16 protein-coding genes are annotated in these 16152 nt (G+C 70.9%); 7 read left to right on the top strand and 9 right to left on the bottom strand.

From position 1 onward, the window contains the following. The first annotated feature begins 8 nt into the window (after positions 1-8). The 4 genes from M6E97_RS12335 (at position 9) to M6E97_RS12350 (ending at position 2944) form a co-directional block, all read left to right on the top strand. Positions 9-752 (top strand): 5-oxoprolinase subunit PxpA, encoded by a 744-nt coding sequence (locus M6E97_RS12335; protein WP_003088826.1) that lies wholly within the window; start codon positions 9-11, stop codon positions 750-752. Beyond that, positions 749-1462 (top strand): 5-oxoprolinase subunit B family protein, encoded by a 714-nt coding sequence (locus tag M6E97_RS12340; protein WP_003132226.1) that lies wholly within the window; start codon positions 749-751, stop codon positions 1460-1462. The genes M6E97_RS12335 and M6E97_RS12340 overlap by 4 nt, the downstream gene beginning before the upstream one ends. Next, complete coding sequence (locus M6E97_RS12345; RefSeq protein WP_023094076.1) at positions 1459-2400, top strand: biotin-dependent carboxyltransferase family protein; 942 nt, start codon at positions 1459-1461, stop codon at positions 2398-2400. Before M6E97_RS12340 ends, M6E97_RS12345 begins: the two co-directional genes overlap by 4 nt. Before the next feature lie 67 nt (positions 2401-2467). Then, positions 2468-2944, top strand: a complete 477-nt coding sequence (locus M6E97_RS12350; protein ID WP_003121670.1) for a DUF4142 domain-containing protein — start codon at positions 2468-2470, stop codon at positions 2942-2944. 18 nt (positions 2945-2962) lie between these two features. On the opposite strand, the gene M6E97_RS12355 is transcribed toward M6E97_RS12350, so the two are convergent. Then, entirely contained in the window at positions 2963-4735 is a 1773-nt protein-coding gene (locus tag M6E97_RS12355) for a thiamine pyrophosphate-requiring protein (RefSeq protein ID WP_003088823.1), read from the bottom strand. A 170-nt stretch (positions 4736-4905) separates the two neighbouring features. Here M6E97_RS12355 and M6E97_RS12360 point away from each other — a divergent pair, with 170 nt between their 5' ends. Next, positions 4906-5304, top strand: a complete 399-nt coding sequence (locus M6E97_RS12360; protein WP_003088822.1) for a four-helix bundle copper-binding protein — start codon at positions 4906-4908, stop codon at positions 5302-5304. 403 nt (positions 5305-5707) lie between these two features. Here the strand turns inward: M6E97_RS12360 and M6E97_RS12365 are convergent, their stop codons facing one another. The 3 genes from M6E97_RS12365 to M6E97_RS12375 are packed head-to-tail and all read right to left on the bottom strand — an operon-like array spanning position 5708 to position 8866. Continuing rightward, positions 5708-6466, bottom strand: a complete 759-nt coding sequence (locus M6E97_RS12365; protein ID WP_003128610.1) for an SDR family oxidoreductase — start codon at positions 6464-6466, stop codon at positions 5708-5710. Then, positions 6451-7407 carry an alpha/beta hydrolase gene (locus M6E97_RS12370; RefSeq protein ID WP_003128611.1) on the bottom strand — a complete coding sequence of 319 codons (957 nt, stop codon included), beginning with the start codon at positions 7405-7407 and terminating at the stop codon, positions 6451-6453. The genes M6E97_RS12365 and M6E97_RS12370 overlap by 16 nt, the downstream gene beginning before the upstream one ends. After that, positions 7391-8866: a flavin-containing monooxygenase gene (locus M6E97_RS12375; protein ID WP_003128613.1), complete on the bottom strand. Its 1476-nt coding sequence runs from the start codon at positions 8864-8866 to the stop codon at positions 7391-7393. The genes M6E97_RS12370 and M6E97_RS12375 overlap by 17 nt, the downstream gene beginning before the upstream one ends. Before the next feature lie 146 nt (positions 8867-9012). Between M6E97_RS12375 and M6E97_RS12380 the strand changes: the two genes are divergently transcribed. Together M6E97_RS12380 and M6E97_RS12385 are read left to right on the top strand one after the other, a co-directional pair. Next, positions 9013-10047, top strand: a complete 1035-nt coding sequence (locus M6E97_RS12380; RefSeq protein ID WP_009315681.1) for an AraC family transcriptional regulator — start codon at positions 9013-9015, stop codon at positions 10045-10047. Between the two features lie 148 nt (positions 10048-10195). Next, positions 10196-11041: a CmcJ/NvfI family oxidoreductase gene (locus tag M6E97_RS12385; RefSeq protein WP_033938876.1), complete on the top strand. Its 846-nt coding sequence runs from the start codon at positions 10196-10198 to the stop codon at positions 11039-11041. Position 11042: 1 nt separating this feature from the next. Here M6E97_RS12385 and M6E97_RS12390 read toward each other — a convergent pair whose 3' ends face one another. The 5 genes from M6E97_RS12390 to M6E97_RS12410 all read right to left on the bottom strand — a co-directional run bounded on the left by M6E97_RS12390 (position 11043) and on the right by M6E97_RS12410 (position 16150). Next, a complete protein-coding gene (locus M6E97_RS12390) occupies positions 11043-11999 on the bottom strand; it encodes a FecR family protein (protein WP_003118512.1) in 957 nt (318 codons plus the stop codon). After that, positions 11996-12505 (bottom strand): sigma-70 family RNA polymerase sigma factor, encoded by a 510-nt coding sequence (locus tag M6E97_RS12395; protein WP_003107976.1) that lies wholly within the window; start codon positions 12503-12505, stop codon positions 11996-11998. Before M6E97_RS12395 ends, M6E97_RS12390 begins: the two co-directional genes overlap by 4 nt. A gap of 102 nt (positions 12506-12607) precedes the next feature. Continuing rightward, positions 12608-13804, bottom strand: coding sequence for an MFS transporter (locus tag M6E97_RS12400; RefSeq protein WP_003121674.1), 1197 nt, complete (start codon positions 13802-13804; stop codon positions 12608-12610). Further along, a complete protein-coding gene (locus M6E97_RS12405; RefSeq protein WP_003128631.1) occupies positions 13791-15074 on the bottom strand; it encodes an MFS transporter in 1284 nt (427 codons plus the stop codon). The genes M6E97_RS12400 and M6E97_RS12405 overlap by 14 nt, the downstream gene beginning before the upstream one ends. Next, positions 15071-16150 carry an LLM class flavin-dependent oxidoreductase gene (locus tag M6E97_RS12410; protein WP_023094750.1) on the bottom strand — a complete coding sequence of 360 codons (1080 nt, stop codon included), beginning with the start codon at positions 16148-16150 and terminating at the stop codon, positions 15071-15073. The genes M6E97_RS12405 and M6E97_RS12410 overlap by 4 nt, the downstream gene beginning before the upstream one ends. Between the last annotated feature and the right edge of the window lie 2 nt (positions 16151-16152).

Here is a 16152-nt window from a genome sequence, read left to right on the forward strand (position 1 = left end):
GAACCAGCATGAACAGCCTGTTGTTGAACTGCGATATCGGCGAGAGCTTCGGTGCCTGGAGCATGGGCCTGGACGCCGAGGTGATGCCGCTGATCGATTGCGCCAACATCGCCTGCGGCTTCCACGCCGGCGATCCCGGCACCATGCGCCGCACCGTGGCCCTGGCGGTGGAGCATGGCGTGCGCATCGGCGCGCACCCCGGCTACCCCGACCTGGTCGGCTTCGGCCGGCGCTCGCTGGCCTGCTCGGCGCAGGAAGTGGAAGACCTGCTGCTCTACCAGATCGGTGCCCTCGACGGACTCTGCCGCGCCCAGGGCGAACGGGTACGCTACGTCAAGCCGCACGGCGCGCTGTACCAGGACATGATGCGCGACCCGGCGATCCTCGCCGCCGTGCTGCGCGCACTGGCGGCCTACGACCGCACCCTGCCGCTGATGCTGATGAGCACCCGCGACAACACCGCGGCGCGCGCGCTGGGCGAGGCCCACGGCATCGAGCTGTGGTTCGAGGCGTTCGCCGACCGCGCCTACGACGGCGCCGGCTACCTGGTCTCGCGCAGCCAGCCCGGCGCGGTACACCACGACGCCGAGACGGTGCTCGCCCAGGCCCTCCTGCTGGCCCGTGGCGCGCCGCTGAGAGCCAGCGACGGCAGCGCCCTGGCGCTGGAGGCGCAGACCCTCTGCGTACACGGTGACAACCCCGCCTCGCTGGCCGCGGTGCGGCGCATCCGCGACGCCCTGGAGGCGGCATGAGCCAACCGCAACCGCGCATCGAGGTGGCCGCCATCGACAGCTTCGTCCTGCGCCTGTTCGAGCGCATCGACGAAGCCAACATGCCCTGGCTGCTGGCGGCGGAGGAAAACCTGCGGGCGGCGTTCGGCGCCGCCCTGCTCGACCTGGTGCCGTCCTACACCACCCTGCTCCTGCAATACGACCTGCTCCAGCTCGACCCCGGCGAAGCCCGCGCGCGGATCGCCGCGGCGCTGTCCGACTTGCGCCCGAAACGCCAGGACGGCGGCCGCCTGCACGTCCTGCCGACCTGGTACGACCCGCGGGTCGGCCCCGACCTGGAACCCCTGGCGCGGCGCAAGCAGCTCGGCGTCGCCGAGCTGATCCGCCGCCACAGCCAGCACGAGTACCGGGTCTTCGCCCTCGGTTTCAGCCCCGGCTTCGCCTTCATGGGGCTGGTCGAGGAAGCCCTGGCGGCGCCACGCCTGGCGACTCCCCGGCAACGCATCGCCGCCGGCAGCGTCGGCATCGCCGAGCGCCAGACGGCGGTCTATCCGCAGGCCTCGCCAGGCGGCTGGAACCTGCTCGGGCGCTGCCCGGTGCGCCTGTTCGACCTCACCCTGGACGGCTACAGCCTGCTGCGCGCCGGCGACCGGGTGCGTTTCGAACCCATCGGACACGCCGAATTCGTCCGCCTCGGCGGCGACGACACGCCCCTGGAGGTCCAGGCATGAACGACTCCATCCACGGCGGACTGCGGGTGTGCCAGAGCACCCCGCTGGTCCAGTTGCAGGATCGCGGCCGCTTCGGCTGCCGCCATCTCGGCGTGACCCAGGGCGGCGCCCTCGACTGGCTGTCCATGGGCTGGGCCAACTGGCTGCTGGGCAATCCCCTGGACGCCGCGGTGATCGAGATCGCCCTCGGCGGTTTCGTCGCCGAATGCCGTGCCGACGGCTGGTTGGCCCTGGCCGGCGGCGATCTCGGCGCGACCCTCGATGGCCAGCCGCTGCCGGCCTGGGGCGCGTTCGCCGTGCGCGACGGCCAGCGCCTGGCCTTCGCCCACCCGCGCCAGGGCGCCCGCGCCTACCTGGCGGCGCCCGGCGGCTTCGCCGGCGAGCGCCAGTTGGGCAGCCTGGCCACGGTGGCCCGCGAAGGCCTGGGCGGCCCCCGCGCCGACGGCAAGGCCCTGGCCGCAGGCGACAGCCTCGGCTGGCTGGCCGATGGCGCGCGACCGCGCGCGCTGCCCCTGCCCAGCGAACGGATCATGGACTGCACCGGCGAAGCGCGCCTGGAGCTGATCCTCGGCGCGCAGATCGGCGACTTCCCGGCCATGAGCCTGTTCGATGCGTTCAACGGCGACTGGCAGGTGGATACCCGCGCCGACCGCATGGGCGTACGTCTGCTCGGCCCGCGCCTGGAATGCCGGCAGCAATCGATGATCTCCGAAGGCATCGCCCTCGGCGCGGTGCAGGTGCCGCCGGACGGCCAGCCGATCGTCCTGCTCAACGACCGCCAGACCATCGGCGGCTATCCCCGTCTCGGCGCCCTCGCCCCGCTGGCGCTGGCGCGCCTGGCGCAATGCCTGCCAGGCCAGCGGGTACGGCTGCTGCCGACGGTGCAGGAGGCGGCGCACCGCGAGCATCGACGCCTGCTGGCGGCCTGGGACGCATAGGCGGTTTTTTTGAACGGCGCGGTATGGCGAGCGTCCACCGCACACTCGTCCCGTCCGGAGGTTCGCCATGCCCAGTCGCCTGTCACTGATCGCCGCCCTGCTGTTGCCCCTGGCCGTCCAGGCCGAACCCGCTGATACCCGCGCCCTGCTCGCCGACAGCCTGGCCGACAGCCAGGCCCAGGTGGAGGCAGCCGAGCAAGCCATGCGCCGTTCCGAAAACAAGGCGGTGCAGCTCTATGCCAAGCGCGTACTCACCGAACAGCAGGAGTTCGACCATCAGTTGCGCGCCCTGGCCGGGGAAAAGGCCTTGGCGCTGCCCTCGCCGCGCCAGACCGAACGGCAGGCCGCCGCTCCCGGCGGCTTCGACGAGCGCGGTTTCCTCGACGCGCAGATTCGCCAGCAGGACCGTCTGGTCGCACGCTTCGAGGGAATCGCCCGAAACTCCGCCGATCCCGACCTGCGCCGCTTCGCCGACGAATGGCTGGCGCGCTTCTACCACCACCGCGAACTGGCCGACCAGTTGCGTAGCGGCCGCGCCGACTGAGCGCCGCGACCGCCTTGCTCAGTGCCGCGCGAGGACCTGCCGGGCGCTCTGGCGAATCACCCCCCAGCGCTTGGGATCGTCCTGCAGCATGGCGCCAAGCAGGTGCTTGGCCTGCTCGAAACTGATGTGCGGCGGCAGCGGCGGCACGTTCGGGTCGGTGACCACCTCCAGCAACACCGGGCGGTCGGCGGCGAAGGCCTCGGCCCAGGCGGCGTCGATATCCTCCGGGCGATCCACGCGGATGCCCTTGAAGCCGAGCATGTCCGCATAACGCGCGTAGGGGAAATCGATCACTTCCTGCGCCGGGCTGAACTCCGGGTCGCCGGCCAGGGCACGCTGCTCCCAGGTCACCTGGTTGAGATCGCCGTTGTTCAGCACCAGCACGATGAAGGTCGGCGAGTCCCAGCGCTGCCAGTACTGCTGCACGGTGACCAGTTCGGCGTTGCCGTTCATCTGCATGGCGCCGTCGCCGACCATCGCCACCACCGGCCGCTGCGGATAGGCGAGCTTGGCGGCGATGGCGTAGGGCACGCCGCTGCCCATGGTCGCCAGCTTGCCCGACAGCGAGCCGAGCATGCCCGGGCGCATGCGGATGTCGCGGGCGTACCAGTTGGTATGCGAGCCGCTGTCGCCGCAGAGAATCGCATCGTCCGGCAGTTGCTCCGACAAGGAACGGAATACCCGCTGCGGGTTGATCGGGTCGGCTGGCTCTTCGGCCTGGCGCCGGGCTTCCTCGCGACTGGCCGTCACCGCCCGCTCGACCCGGCGGCGCCAGGCGCCGTGCTTTTTCTGCTCGAGCAGCGGCAGCAGGCGCTCCAGGGTTTCCCCTGCATCGCCGAGCAAGGCCTGATCGATCGGATAGCGGATACCGATGTTGCGCGGATACAGGTCGATCTGCACCGCCCGCGCCTGGCCGGCCTTGGGTAGGAACTCGCTGTAGGGGAAAGTGCTGCCGACGATCAGCAGGGTGTCGCAATGCTCCATCAGCATGCTGCTGGCGCGGGTGCCGAGCAGACCGATGGAGCCGGTCACGTACGGCAGGTCGTCGGAAACCGCCGCCTTGCCCAGGAGCGCCTTGGCCACTCCGGCGGCCAGGCGCTCGGCGACCGCTTCCAGTTGCCGGTGCGCGCCCAGGGCCCCGGCACCGGCGAGGATCGCCACGCGCCGGCCGCGATTGAGGATCGCCGCGGCGGCTTCCAGGTCGGCGTCGCGCGCGTAGGGTCGCGGCTGGACGAAGCCCACCGCCGACATCACGTGGCCGTGCTCGTGGGGCTGGCGCTTCGGGGCCGCCATCTGTTGCACGTCGTTGGGCACGATCACCGTCGCCACCTGCCGCTCGCCGACCGCCACGCGCAGGGCTCGGTCCAGCACATGGAGCAGTTGTGCCGGGCTGACCACGGTCTCGACATAGGCGGAAACGTCCTTGAACAAGCTCTGCAGATCGACTTCCTGCTGGTAGTCGCTGCCCAACGCGGTAGCCGCCTGCTGGCCGACGATGGCCAGCACCGGCTGATGATCCATGCGCGCGTCGTAGAGCCCGTTCAGCAGGTGGATCGCGCCCGGCCCCGAGGTGGCGAGGCACACCCCGACCTCTCCGGTGAACTTGGCGTGGGCGCCGGCCATGAAGGCCGCCATCTCCTCGTGGCGCACGCGGATATAGTCGAATGCCTCGGCGCGCCGGCCCATGGCGCCCATGATCCCGTTGATGCCATCGCCGGGGTAGCCGAAGACGCGCTTCACCCCCCACTGGCTCAAGCGTTCGAGCAATTGATCGGCAACCGTGCTGGACATTCTCGCCTCCTGGTCGTGTCTGGGGTCGTACCAGTGAGGACTGGCGCCGCAGGCGAGGGTTCAAGGCAATCGAGCGGCGGTGCCGACGGCGAAATCGACTGAACTGTCGGCGCGGGCGACCGGCCCAAGGGACAGGGCCCGCATGGGCGCAATCGCCAGGAGGTGCCGCCATGACCCGCGCCATCAACGATCCCGGAAACGAAGACCCCGGTTCCCTGCTGGAAACCGACGCCGACGCCCTGCTCGGCGGTGCCGCCGCCCAGGCGCCGGAAGAGCGCTGCCGGCTCGCAGCCCAGGCCTGCATCCGCGCGTGCGAGCGCTACCTGGCGCTCTGCATCGAGTCCAGCAGGGAACAACGCCAGCACGCCGGCGACTGCGCCGACCTCTGCCGCCTCGCTGCCCTGCTGCTGGAGCGCCGCAGCCCATGGGCGCCGGCCGCCTGCGAGCTGGCGGCGCGCTATGCCCTGGCATGCGCGGAGCGTTGCGATGGCGACGAGCCGCTGGAGCGCGAATGTGCGGGTGCCTGCCGGCGCTTCGTCGAGGCCTGCCGGCCATTGTTGCCGGCCTGAGGCTGGCCATTTCTGCCGTCGTGGTCTTGAGTCTGAATGTGCTGGGCAAGCTGATTTCCTTGCCTGCCCCGGCTTCTCGTTTCGCCTTCCCAGGCGAGCCCCTTTTGCAAGCGTCTGTACGGACCGGAGACATAGCGGACAGGTGTGCGGAGTTGCCGGAGAAAGACCACGAGAGACGCCATGAGCCTGAGAGAGGAGTTCATTTCGAAGTCCTGATCCGTAGGGCGAATAACGCCACGGGCGTTATCCGCCGATGTCGCGGATAAGCGGCGGATAACCGCGAGCGGTTATTCGCCCTACGGAGCTGGAGCGGCAGCCGGCGTTTCCGCAGGCCTGTAGGGCGAATACCGCCACAGGCGGTATCCGCCAATACCCCGGATAAGCGGCGGATAAACGCAAGTGCCTATTCGTCCCGCGACAACCACGCCATCACCGCCCGGTTCACCCACGGCGGAGACAACTGCCCAGCCCAGTACAGCGCCGTGAACAACCCGCCCACCGGCCGGTGCACCCGCCGGCTGTGCGCCTGCCGCCAGGCCGCCTCGGCGATATCCTCGGCGTCCAGTCTCAGCCCCAGGCGACGCAACACCGGCGGTCGGTAGGTCTGCCCGGCGACCATCGGCGTGCGGACGAACGGCGGCATCAGGTCGGCGACGCGAATCCCGTGGCGGCGCCATTCCAGCTCCAGCGCCTCGGTGAGCCCGCGCACGGCGAACTTCGAAGCCGAGTAGACGGCCATCTCCGGTACGCCATAAAGCCCCGATGCCGAGCCCATGTTGAGTACCTGCGCCTGCGGCGTCGCGCGCAGGAACGGAAAGGCCGCGTGACAGCAGTTGAGGACGCCTTGCAGGTTGATCGCCAGCAACCGCGCGTGGTCCTCCAGGGCGACCTCTTCGAAGCGGCCGAAACGCAGGATGCCGGCGCAGTTGAACAGCAGGCGCAGGCGGCCATCGGCACAGAACTGCGCAAGCGCCTCGCCGACCGCGTCGGGCTCGCTGACGTCCACGGCACGCTGCCAGGCGCCCGGCAGTTCCGCGGCCAAGCCGCGCAACGCCTCGGCATCGATGTCCAGCAAACCGACCCGCCAGCCCCGGCGGTGGAACAGCCGCGCGCTGGCGGCGCCGATCCCGGAGGCGGCACCGCTGATCAGGATGTTCTGCACTGGCCGCCCTCCGCGCTGCATTCGACGACGAACGCCGCCGCCTCGTCCAACGCCCGGTCGGCGCTGGCCAGCACGCCGGCATGGGCCTGGAACACGTGCCAGCAACCGGCGTAGCGCTGCAATCGCACCGCGACGCCCTGCTCACCGGCCCGTTGCGCCAGGCGCAGGCTGTCGTCGCGCAGCAGTTCGTCCTCGCCGACCTGTACCAGCAGCGGCGGCAGCCCCGCCAGGTCGGCATGCAGCGGCGACAGGGCGGCCGAGCCTGGCTCCGCGTCGGCCGGCAGCAGCAGGCGCACCGCGCTTTCCAGCCAGGCCCGCGACAGCAGCGGGTCGCCGGCCTCCGGCGTGTGCAGGCGCTGGCAGCTGAGGTCGGTCCAGGGCGAGAACAGCAGCAACCCGGCCGGCAACGGCAAGCCGCGCGCCTTCAGCTCCAGGGCCAGGGACAGCGCCAGGTGGCCGCCCGCCGAGTCACCGGCGAGCAGCAGTCGGCGCGGCGAATGGCCGGCCTCCAGCAATGCCAGGTAGACCGCCAGGGCGTCGTCGCGGGCGGCGGGGAACGGATGTTCCGGGGCACGCCGGTAGTCCACCGCGCAAACCTCGGCGGCGCAGCGCCGGGCCAGGTGCGTGGTGATCGCCCGGTGGGTCGCCGGCGAGCCGATCAGGTAGGCGCCGCCGTGCAGGTAGAGCACCCGGCGCCGCGCCTCCACCCCGCGCGGCCGCAACCACTCGCAGGGCACGCCGGCGAGGCTGCGGCGCTCGCGAACGACGCCGCCGGCGCCCAGCGTCGCCAGGCTCAGCCCGCGCAGCACGCCGCGTTGCAGCGCCACCGGCATGGGCGGACGGACCAGCCCGCGGAACAACAGGCGCAGGCAGCCGCGCAGGAGACCGGCGCGCAGGCGTTGCGGCGGCGAGGACAGGGGCGCTTCAGCGGGCCAGGTCATAGTCGGCAAGCTCCGGCCGGCGCGTACGCCAGCGATAGACGAAGGTGTAGCCCGGCCAGTTGTTGGTGTTCTTGCCGGCGGCAGTCTTGTACCAGCTGTCGCAGCCACGCTCCCAGACGGTATGGCGCAACCCCTGTTGCACCTCCAGGTTGAAGCGCCGCTGGACCTCGGGCTTCACGTCGAGGTAGCGCAAGCCCTGCGCCTGGAGCTGGCGCAGGCAGCCGAGCACGTAGGGGAACTGGCTTTCCAGCATGTAGACGATGGAGTTGTGACCGAGGTTGGTGTTCGGCCCGTAAAGGATGAACAGGTTGGGGAAGCCGCTGACGCTGATGCCCTTGTAGGCTTCCGCGCCATCCGCCCAGGCCTGCCGCAGGTCGCGTCCGTCGAGGCCGAGGATGCGCATCGGGGCGAGGAACTCGGTGGCGGCGAAGCCGGTACCGAAGATGATCGCGTCGACCTCGTGCCGGCGGCCGTCACGGCCAACCACGGCGTCTTCGGTGACTTCGCGAATGCCCGTGTCGACCAGTTCGACATTGCTCCTGGCCAGCGCCGGGTAATAGTCGTTGCTGATCAGGATGCGCTTGCAACCCAGAGGGTAGTCGGGAACCAGCCGCGCGCGCAGTTGCGGATCGGCGATCTGCCGGTGCAGGTGACGATGGAAGCTCAGCCGCATCACCTTCATCAGCGCCGGGAAGGTCGCGAAGGCGAGCATCCGCGATTCGTGGTGCAGGTACTTGAGCCCCCGATCCAGACGTTGCAGCCACGGCCAGCGCGCCTTCAGGCGGCGTTCCCAGTCGGCGTAGGTGCGGTCCGGCTTGGCGATCACGTAGGGCGCGCTGCGCTGGAACAGCGACAGGCGTTGCACCTGCGGGGCGATCCGCGGGACGAACTGGATGGCGCTGGCTCCGGTGCCGATCACCGCGACCCGCTTGCCGGCCAGCTCGACCTCGGCGTCCCAGTTCGCCGAGTGGAACGCCGGACCCTGGAAGCGCTCCAGGCCGGGCAGGCGCGGCAGCAGCGGCCGGCTCAACTGGCCGGTGGCGCAGACCAGGGCCCGTGCGCGCAGCGTCTGGCCGTCGGCGCAGCGCACCTGCCATTCGCCGCTGCCGGCGTCGAAGCGGGCCTCCTCCACCTCGCAGTGGAAACGGATCTTCCCGCGCAGACGGTACTTGTCCGCGCAATGCCGCAGGTAGTCGAGGATTTCCGCCTGCGGGGCGAACTTGCGCGACCAGTCGGCCTTCGGCTCGAAGGAAAACGAATAAAGATGCGAGGGGACGTCGCAGGCGGCGCCCGGGTAGCGGTTTTCCCGCCAGCAACCGCCGACATCGGCGGCCTTTTCCAGCACCAGATAATCGTCGATGCCTGCCTGTCGCAGGCGGATCGCCAGGCCGAGACCGGCGAAGCCGGCGCCGACCACCAGCACCCGCAAGGGGGCTTCAGGGCGGGACTCGTTGTGCATTGTTGTGCTCCCGTTTGTTGCTTGCCACGCCGTCCGGCGCGATTCCGCCCAGCGGCGGATGGCAGCATCCTAGTTCGCCGGGGCGACTGGCGTTATGGCCGGGCCGGACATAAAGTTGTGATTTTCGGTCAACCTCGGACGCCACCATGCCCACTCCGCCCTGGTCTCCCCGCCGCAGCGCCATCAGCGCGCACCTGCTGATCCAGTTCGGCATCGACCGCGGCCTCGGCCTGGAGCAGTGCCTGGCAGGTAGCGGCCTGGATATCCGCCTGCTCGGCGATCCCTCCGGGGAAATCGACGCGGCCCAGGAACTGAGCGTCGTGCGCAACCTGGTCCGGCACCTGGGCGACGCCTGCGCGCCGGGCCTGGCGGCAGGCCTGCGCTATCACCTCAACGCCTACGGCATCTGGGGCTTCGCCCTGCTCAGCAGCCCGACCTTCCTCAGCGCCGCGCAACTGGGCCTGCGCTACCTCGACCTGACCTTCGCCTTCCATGGCATCCGCCTGGAGGTACACGACGACGAAGCGCACCTGGTGCTCGACGACGCCGGCATTCCCGAGGACCTGCGGATTTTCCTCCTCGAACGCGACGCCGGTGGCGTGCTGCGCATCCAGCGCGACCTCACCGGGCAGCGCCTGCCGATCCTCCGCGCCGGCTTCCGCCGCCCACCGCCCGCCGATCCCGCGCCCTACGTGCGCGAGCTGGGCCTGTGCCCGGCGTTCGGCCAGGCGGACAACCGGGTGGTCTTCGAACGGCGCTTCCTCGACCTCCCGCTGCCCGGCGCCAATCCAGAGGTGGCGCGCGCCTGCGAGGAGCAGTGCCGCGCCCTGCTCGCCCGCCGCCAGGTGCGCGGCGGTCTGGCCGGACGCATCCGCGACCGCTTGCTGAGGACGCCCGGCCACTTGCCGGACATGCAGACCCTGGCCATGGAACTGCACCTCACCGTGCGTACCCTGCGTCGCCGCCTGGACGACGAGGGCAGCAGCTACCGCCTGTTGCTCGACGAGGTGCGCCAGGCCCTCGCCGAAGAGCTGCTGGCCACCGGCGCGATCCGCCTGGAGGAGATCGCCGAGCGCCTCGGCTACGGCGAGGTGTCCAACTTCATCCACGCCTTCAGGCGCTGGAAAGGCATGACGCCGCGCCAGTATCGCCAGCGGCGACGACTCGGCGCGATGCCCTGAGCCGCTCCGGGCTTATTCCACGAAGGCAGGACGCCAGCGCTCGATGTTCGTTTCGCCGCCGCCTGCCAGCGGCTAGATTGGCCGTTCACGCGCGGCATCCGGCGGCGCGGCAGCGGAGGCATCTCCGCTGGCAACGGGAGAACGACACATGGGTTGCCAGCAACACGCATGGCCGGCGCACGCGCCGGAGCAGGTCGAGGCCGAGGTCAACTATATCCGCGACAACGGCCAACGGCCGGTCGCCTACACCTATCCGGCCCCCGCCGGGACGCCGCAGCGCAGCGCGCTGTTGCAGCCGACCCGGGTGGCGATCCGCAATGCGCGTCTGCTGGCGCAACCGGCCAGCCTGGAGCGCGAGGGTTTCCAACTGGTGCGCGAGGCGAGCGCGGTGGGCGATTTCGAGGATGAAGCCCAGGTTCGTGAACGCTACTACCCGGAAAGCATCGCCCTGCTCCGCCGCCTGACCGGCGCCGCCGAGGCGGTGATCTTCGACCACACGCTGCGCGTCGACCAGGCCGGGCGCGAAGAACGCGGCCTGCGCGAACCGGTGCGCTACGTGCACAACGACCAGACCCTGCGCTCGGCGCCGCGCCGGGTCCGCGACCACCTGCCGGCGGAACGCGCCGAACGGCGCCTGGCCGGACGCTTCCAGATCGTCAACCTGTGGCGTCCGTTCGGCCATCCGGTGCAGCGCGCGCCGCTGGCGTTGCTGGACGCCCGCAGCCTGGCGTTCGACGACCTGGTAGCCAGTGACCTGGTGTACCGCGACAAGGTGGGCGAAACCTACTCGGTCAAGCCCAACCCGGAGCACCGCTGGTACTACTACCCGCACCTGCTGCCGGAGGAAGCGCTGCTGCTGAAGATCTACGATTCGCGGGAGGACGCGCAGGCCCGCCTCGGCGCGCACACCGCCTTCGACGATCCCTGCACCCTGGCCGATGCGCCGCCGCGGCAGAGCATCGAACTGCGTTGCCTGCTGTTCTTCGACGAATGAGTCAGGCGGGGCGCAGGCTGATCCAGTAGTCGCTGTAGCGCAGCACGCGGATCGGCAGGCTGCGCCCGAGCATGTCCAGGGACGTGTGCATGTCGTCCAGCGGGAACAGACCGCTGACGCGGTTGCCGGCGATCTCCGCGTCGAGCTGGAGGATGCCTGGCAGATAGGGCCGGAAGGCCTCCGCGACCCAGGCCAGGGAGCGGTCGTGGACCTCCAGCCAGCCGCTGGCCCAGGCATCCTCTCCGGCCTGCATCGGGCCCTGTTCGAGCAGGCCGCCGGCATCGAACAGCAGGCTACGTCGTGCCGCCACCGCCAGCTGGCGTCCCTCACCGGTGGTCAGCCGCGCGCTGCCGCGCAGGGTCACCAGGCGGATCGCCCCGCGCTCCTCGGCCAGCAGCAGGCTGCCGCTGGCGCAGTCCACCCGTCCGGCGGCGCAGTCGAGGGCGAAGGCGCCGCGCGGGTCCTCCTTCACTTCCAGGCGCATCGCGCCGCGCCGCAGCTCCAGGCGCCGCTGGGCGCCGTCGAGCAGCGGTCGCGCCTTGCTCCGCGCGTTCAGGCGCAGGCGGCTGCCGTCGGCCAGCAACCAGTCGCGGCGCTCGCCGGTGCCGGTCGCCAGTTCGCCGGGCAGGCCCATGCCGGCCTGGACCCAGCGCTCCAGGCCGGCGCCGCCGGCGAGCAGGACAAACAGCCCGAGGGCGCCGCCGACGAAGCGCCGGCGGCTCGACGGCTGCTCCAGGGCGCGCAGCACGGTAGCGCTCGGCTGGCCGCGCCAGGGCGAGTCCTGTAGCGGCGCGAGGCTGCCAAGCAGTTGCCGGAACACCTCGGCATGCTCGCTCGACAGCGCCTTCCAGCGTTCCAGGGCATCGCCCTCGGCGGCGCTGAAGTCGCCGGATTGCAGGCGCACCATCCATTCGATGGCCTCCTCGACGATGCGTTGCCGTTCCGGCTTCTCGCTCATTCCTGGAATCCCCGGTAGCAGCAGTGCAAGGCATCCTTCATCAACTGGTGGATGCGCCCCAGGGACAATCCGAGGCGTTCGCCGATCTGCACGTAGGTCAGGCCTTCCAACTGGCTCATCAGGAACACTGCCCTGGCCTGCCCGGACAGGCCGTCGAGCAGGCGATCGATGGCTTGCAGGCTCTCGATCAGCATCCACTGCTCGTGAGGCGACGGCTGCACCGCCTCCGGCGCCTCGGCGAGGATCTGCAGGTAGGCGCGCTCCAGGTCTTTGCGCCGCCAGCTCTCGTACATCAGGCGTTGCGCGATGGTCGCGAGGAACGCCCGCGGCGAGCGGATCGACGCCGGGTCGGGGAGCATCCAGACCTGCAGGAAGGCCTCGGCGGCGAGGTCTTCGGCGCTGTGGCTACAGCCGGTCTGGTAGGACAGCTTCTTGCACAGCCAGTCGTAGTTCTGCTGGAACAACTGGGCGATCAGGGTGTTCTTGATGGAGCCTTGGCTATCCATGGTAAGCGTTCGCTGCTGGCAGGCCACGCCACGGATAGCGGTAGTGAGCCTGGAGGTTGAGGAACGGCGCCCGGGGCTGTTCCCGTGGCGCGCGGTAGGGAATCAATCGAGGCGCTCCCGGCAGTCCGCCGTGCCCGCCGCCGGCCGCTGCGCGGACAGCCAGCCGCAGGCGGCGGCGCCGAGGATCAGCGCGGCGCCCCACCAGGGGAGCGCGCGCACCGCCACCTGGTCCACCAGGATCGCGCCGATGAAGGCGCCCAGGGCCACGCCGAGCTGGATCGCGCTGGTGTTGAGGCTGATCTGGATCGCCGCGGTGTCCGGGCTGAGTTCCACCAGGTATTTCTGGATCGCCGGCCCCGGCGCCATGTTGAACACGCACCAGAACACCACCGCGCCCAGCAGCAGCGGCAGGCCGCCGGTGGCGAACGGCAGCAGGACCAGGGCCAGTGCATGCAGGAGCAGGAAGGCGACGAAGGTGGCCGGCCCCGGCCAGCGGTCGGCGGCACGTCCGCCGAGCAGCGCGCCGAGGATGCCGCCGCCCCCGTAGACCAGCAGGACCAGGCTGATGGTCGGTTTGTCGAGGGCCATGCTGCCGACCAGGAACGGCACGATGTAGGTGTAGACGGTGAACTGGCCGGTCATCTGCAACAGCGATGCCAGGTGGGCGAACGGCACCCGGCCCCGGGCCAGCGCCCGCAGTTGCTCCGCCGGGGCGATGCCGGGCGCGCCGGGGATGGCCGGCAGCAGGCGCAGGAGCAGCGGCAGGCCGAGCAACGCGACCCCGGCGAGCAGCAGGAACAGGCTACGCCAGCCCCAGAACTCGCCGATCAGGGTGCCCAGCGGTACGCCCAGCACCAGCGAGGCGACGATGCCGGCGAACACCAGACCGATCGCCCGGCCGCGCCGTTCCGGCGCGACAATGGCCACCGCCAGGGTGATCGCCACCACCACGATGACCGAGGCGCTGGCCGCCACCAGCAGCCGGCTCGCCAGCAACAGGGCGAAGCTCGGCGCGGCGGCGCTGGCCAGGTTGGCGCCGATGAACGCCAGCAGCGCGCCGGCCAGCAGGCGGCGGCGCTCGATACCGGCGCTGAGGTAGACCAGCAGCGGGCCGAGCAGCGCATAGACCAGCGCGTACAGGCTCATCAGCAACCCGGCCCGGCCCTGGCTGACGGCGAAACTGGCGGCCAGTTCGTCGAGCACCCCGGCCACCACCAGTTCCACCGTGCCGACCACGAAGGCCAGTCCGGCCAGCAGCCAGACGCCCACCTCCGCCCTGCTCCGTTCAGTCTCGCCCATGGCTGCGTGCCTCCCCGTCGATGGCGTAGCGATAGCGCCCGAGCATGACCAGCAGCCCTGCCGCCGCGCCGAACGCGCCGAGCAGGACCAGCGTCGAGCCCGCGTAGGAGCCCGCGCGGTCGTAGAAGTAACCCAGCAGCCAGGACCCCAGGCTGATGGCGATGGCGAAGGTGAAGGGCTGGATCGAGCCATAGATCACGCTGAAATGGCGCAGGCCGAAGTAGCGGCTGACGAAGTACTGGGTGGTGCCGGTCTCGCCGCCGGCGCCCAGGCCGATCAGGAACACCGCGCCCCAGAGTAGCGCCGGCGGTCCGCCGAGGAGCAGGAGCAGCAGCCCGAGCGCCGCCAGCAGGGCGAACGGCAAGGCGATGCGCGGGGTGTCGTAGCGGTCCAGCAGGTAGCCCAGCGCCGGTTGCGAAACGATCATGCCGACCCACAGCGCCGCCAGCACGTCGGTGGCGACCTCCCGCGACAGGCCGTGCTCCTGCAACAGCGGCACGCCATGCACCATCACGCCGGTGACGGCGAACACGCCGAGGATCAGGTTGCCGACGATCAGCCAGAAGTCCGCCGAGCGCCAGGCCTGGCCTGGCGTCGCTCCGGGCAGCGCGCCGGCTGGCGGGCGCCGCGCCTGCGGCAGGTCGCCGGGCCGCTCGCGGAACAACGCGTAGAGCAGTGGCAGCGCCAGCAGGCCTTCGAGCAGGCCATAGACGAGGAAGGTGGCACGCCAGCCGAAGGCGTCGATGCAGGCGCTGCCCAGGTACAGCGCCAGTGGCCCGCCGACGCCGAAGCCGAGTCCGAGGATGCCGTAGGCTGCGCCGCGACGACGCTCGAACCAGCCGCCGAGAATCCGCGCATAGGGAATGTTGCCCGGCGTCAGCAGGCCGAGCAGCGCGAACAGCAGGTATAGCTGCCAGCCGCTGCGCGCCAGCGCCAGGCTGGCCAGGCACAGGGCCAGCGCGGCGGTCAGCGGCAGGACCAGGGCGCGCGCGCCCCAGCGATCCACCAGCCAGCCCTTCAGCGGGCTGCTCAGGGCTACCGCCAGGCCCAGCAGGGTCACCGGCAGTGCCGACTGGCCACGGTCCCAGTCCAGGTCGGCGGCGATCGGCTCGATGAACAGCGAAAAGCTGCTGATCACCAGCCCGGTGGGGCCGAAGATCACCCCCACTACCGAGGCCAGCAGCACCCCACAACTGGCCACGCCGAACTCGCCGACGCCAGGCGCCGCCGGCGCGACGTCCTCCATGGCCTCGCGGGCGACGCCGCTCATGCGTCGCGCCTCAGACGCTCGATCAGTTGGCGGCGCAAGCGGATGTCCTCGGCGTTCTCGGTGGTGGCCTCGAGCTGGACGATCTCGATGCCGGCGCGATGAAAGGCCAGGATCTGTTCCGCCAGCTCGCCGACGCTGCCCACCAGCACCCCGGCGAAGCTGCGCTGCACGGTATTCGCCACCCATTCGCGCAAGGCCTCCGGCTCCAGCCGGGCGAGCCGGTCGCGCTCGCCGTCGCGGGCGACCTGCGGCGATGCCGCCAGTTCGTCGAGGGGCCGTGCCAGAAGCAGTTCGAAGGCGGCCTGGCGGTAGTGCTCGGCGATGTCCCGGGCCGCCGCCGGACTGTCGCCGAGGATCACCTGGAAGTGCTTCCAGAACTTCAGCCGCCGGCCCTGCTCCGCCGCCTCCTCGTTCAGCCTGCGCTTGAGCTCCGCGGTCTGCGTGGGGCTGGCGAAGTGGCCGGCGTAGACGTCGGCGAAGCGCACCGCCAGGCGTTGTGCCTGCGCCGAGGAGCCGCCAACGGATAGCGGCGGGCGCGGCCGCTGGATCGGCAGGAAGCCGCTGCCGGCGTCCTCCAGCCGGTAGAACTCGCCGTGGTAGTCGAAGGGGTCGCGGCTTTCCAGGGCGCGGGTGAAGACCTCCAGGTACTCCACGGCGCGCCGGTAGCGTTCGTCCTTGTCGGCGAAGTCGCCGTCGCGGCGCACGTCGGCGTCGCTGGAGCCGATCACCAGGTGTACGCCGGCGCGCCCGTTGGACAGGCCGTCGAGAGTGGCCAGGGCGCGCGCGGCAACGGTCGGCTGGGCGCTCCCCGGTCGGTGCGCGACGGTGGCGCGCAGGCGCGGCGCCGCGGCCAAAGCCCAGCCGGCGACCAGCCAGGGGTCGGGCCAGGCAGCGGAAACGGTGAACAGCGCGCCGTCGAGGCCGTCCGCCTCTTCCAGGCGGGCCTTCTGCTGGATGTCGAAGGCGCTCACCGCGCGACTGCGGGTGTCCGGCAGGAAACGCGCGGCCTGGCGGGCGAAGGCACTGTCGCCGATGACCGCGGAGGCGCGCACGCCGCCGCGCAGTTCGATGCTCATGG

This window comes from Pseudomonas sp. B111 (genome assembly GCF_026428275.1).
Lineage (GTDB): Bacteria > Pseudomonadota > Gammaproteobacteria > Pseudomonadales > Pseudomonadaceae > Pseudomonas > Pseudomonas aeruginosa.

Excerpts from the sequence above, each read along its gene's own strand:
- M6E97_RS12335 (WP_003088826.1), top strand. The coding sequence starts at position 9 with ATGAACAGCCTGTTGTTGAACTGCGATATCGGCGAGAGCTTCGGTGCC.
- M6E97_RS12340 (WP_003132226.1), top strand. The coding sequence starts at position 749 with ATGAGCCAACCGCAACCGCGCATCGAGGTGGCCGCCATCGACAGCTTC.
- M6E97_RS12345 (WP_023094076.1), top strand. The coding sequence starts at position 1,459 with ATGAACGACTCCATCCACGGCGGACTGCGGGTGTGCCAGAGCACCCCG.
- M6E97_RS12350 (WP_003121670.1), top strand. The coding sequence starts at position 2,468 with ATGCCCAGTCGCCTGTCACTGATCGCCGCCCTGCTGTTGCCCCTGGCC.
- M6E97_RS12355 (WP_003088823.1), bottom strand. The coding sequence starts at position 4,735 with ATGTCCAGCACGGTTGCCGATCAATTGCTCGAACGCTTGAGCCAGTGG.
- M6E97_RS12360 (WP_003088822.1), top strand. The coding sequence starts at position 4,906 with ATGACCCGCGCCATCAACGATCCCGGAAACGAAGACCCCGGTTCCCTG.
- M6E97_RS12370 (WP_003128611.1), bottom strand. The coding sequence starts at position 7,407 with ATGACCTGGCCCGCTGAAGCGCCCCTGTCCTCGCCGCCGCAACGCCTG.
- M6E97_RS12375 (WP_003128613.1), bottom strand. The coding sequence starts at position 8,866 with ATGCACAACGAGTCCCGCCCTGAAGCCCCCTTGCGGGTGCTGGTGGTC.
- M6E97_RS12380 (WP_009315681.1), top strand. The coding sequence starts at position 9,013 with ATGCCCACTCCGCCCTGGTCTCCCCGCCGCAGCGCCATCAGCGCGCAC.
- M6E97_RS12385 (WP_033938876.1), top strand. The coding sequence starts at position 10,196 with ATGGGTTGCCAGCAACACGCATGGCCGGCGCACGCGCCGGAGCAGGTC.
- M6E97_RS12390 (WP_003118512.1), bottom strand. The coding sequence starts at position 11,999 with ATGAGCGAGAAGCCGGAACGGCAACGCATCGTCGAGGAGGCCATCGAA.
- M6E97_RS12395 (WP_003107976.1), bottom strand. The coding sequence starts at position 12,505 with ATGGATAGCCAAGGCTCCATCAAGAACACCCTGATCGCCCAGTTGTTC.
- M6E97_RS12400 (WP_003121674.1), bottom strand. The coding sequence starts at position 13,804 with ATGGGCGAGACTGAACGGAGCAGGGCGGAGGTGGGCGTCTGGCTGCTG.
- M6E97_RS12405 (WP_003128631.1), bottom strand. The coding sequence starts at position 15,074 with ATGAGCGGCGTCGCCCGCGAGGCCATGGAGGACGTCGCGCCGGCGGCG.
- M6E97_RS12410 (WP_023094750.1), bottom strand. The coding sequence starts at position 16,150 with ATGAGCATCGAACTGCGCGGCGGCGTGCGCGCCTCCGCGGTCATCGGC.